Annotated in this window: 3 protein-coding genes; 2 read left to right on the top strand and 1 reads right to left on the bottom strand. The window is 58.6% G+C overall.

All coding sequences use genetic code 11. The features are described 5' to 3' along the window. Window positions 1-285 (bottom strand): glycosyltransferase family 2 protein (locus AC1DU9_RS29760; RefSeq protein WP_477811264.1); only part of this gene is annotated, 285 nt, incomplete at its 3' end. Window positions 286-590: 305 nt separating this feature from the next. Between AC1DU9_RS29760 and AC1DU9_RS29765 the strand changes: the two genes are divergently transcribed. Both AC1DU9_RS29765 and AC1DU9_RS29770 read left to right on the top strand, forming a co-directional pair. Further along, the gene (locus AC1DU9_RS29765) at window positions 591-1,235 is read left to right on the top strand and encodes a YceH family protein (protein ID WP_477811265.1); all 645 of its coding nucleotides are present in this window, start codon (window positions 591-593) and stop codon (window positions 1,233-1,235) included. Between the two features lie 258 nt (window positions 1,236-1,493). After that, a partial coding sequence (locus tag AC1DU9_RS29770) for a transposase (protein ID WP_477786854.1) occupies window positions 1,494-1,611 on the top strand: 118 nt, incomplete at its 3' end.

Raw genomic sequence — 1,611 nt, forward strand, 5'->3', positions numbered from 1 at the left:
ATCGAGGGTCGCCAGCCATTGCCCGCGGGCCTCCCGCGCGGCGTGGTACAGCGAAGTGCTCTGCCCCAGCGACCGTTCGTGATGCAGGATGCGCAAGGTGTTCAAGCCGTCGTGGCGGATCTGCCGCAGTTCCTGCAGGGTCGAATCGGTGCTGCCATCGTCGACGACGATGATTTCGTAAGATTCAGCGGCCAATGCGACGCGGATTTCCTCAAGCAATGGCTTGAGGTTGTTCGCTTCGTTCTTGGCGGGGATCAGTACGGATACAAAAATGTCTTGGCTCATAGAGTCACTCTCGCCTTTATTGGATTTCTTTTATCAGAGGCGAATGAAGGTGTCGTACACCGGCCGACTCGATGCAGGGTTCAGCTATTTTGGGCGATGACGCCAACAATATCCCGCCCTGTGGACGCACTCGCGCGCGACCCCGCATACGGTGCCCGGCCAATTGTAAAAATGGCGTTAATATTTCATACACTTTTTGTCATCATTCCCTTGATGACGCAACGAATTCGGTTGCCATTGGCGCTTGCCCATCTAAAGTGCACCCACGCGAGTGAAAAACATGAATCGGCTAAGGACGCAGAACCATGAGCACTGAGCAAGAGACGACTTTAGACGAGCAGCGGCTCGACAGTACGGAAATCCGCATTCTGGGCTCGTTGATCGAGAAACAGGCCACCAGCCCGGAAACCTATCCCCTGACCCTCAATGCCCTGGTGATTGCCYGCAACCAGAAAACCAGCCGCGAACCGGTGATGAACCTCACACCAGGCCAGGTCGGCCATAGCCTGCGCGTCCTCGAAGGACGCGGTTTCACCAGACTGGTGATGGGCAGCCGCGCCGACCGCTGGGAACACAAGGTCGGCAAGGCCCTGGAACTGGTGCCGGCGCAGCTCGTCCTGACCGGGCTGATGTTTCTGCGCGGTCCGCAGACCGTCAATGAACTGCTGACCCGCAGCGGCCGCATGCATGAATTCGAAGATGCCGAACAGGTGGTGCATCAACTCGAACGCCTGATTGCCCGAGGCCTGGCCGTACTGATTCCGCGTCAGGCCGGCCAGCGTGAAGACCGCTATACCCACGCCCTGGGCGATCCAGCGGATATCGAAGCGATCATGGCGGCACGGCAAAACCCGGCAGAGCGTGGTGGCAGCGGGGTTTCGGTTGAACGGATCGAAGAGCTGGAAGCGCGGATTGCGGCGCTGGAAGAAAGGCTGGCCCGGCTCGAGTAACCAGAATAATTGCCTGACACAAAGCCTGTAGGAGCGAGCATGCTCCGGGCGGCGTTCCGACGATGGCGGCCCGTCAGTCACATCAATGCCGGATGGGCCGACGCTATCGCGAGCAGGCTCGCTCCCACAGTGGATCGTGGACTGGCTTGGTATTGGTGACCGACACAAAACCTGTAGGAGCGAGCCTGAACTGGCCTAATGATTTTGGACACTTCAATCGGGCGCTATGATGGCGCCCAAATCTGAGGTGTTTTGGCTATGCGTAAATCTTATTCCAGTGAGTTCAAACTCAAGGCGGCGAGCATGGTGCTGGACGAGGGACAGTCGGTTCCCGAGGTCTGCGCCAGCCTGGATATCGGTCCTACGGCCCTGCGCC

Source organism: Pseudomonas sp. P4_C1 (assembly GCF_056402155.1).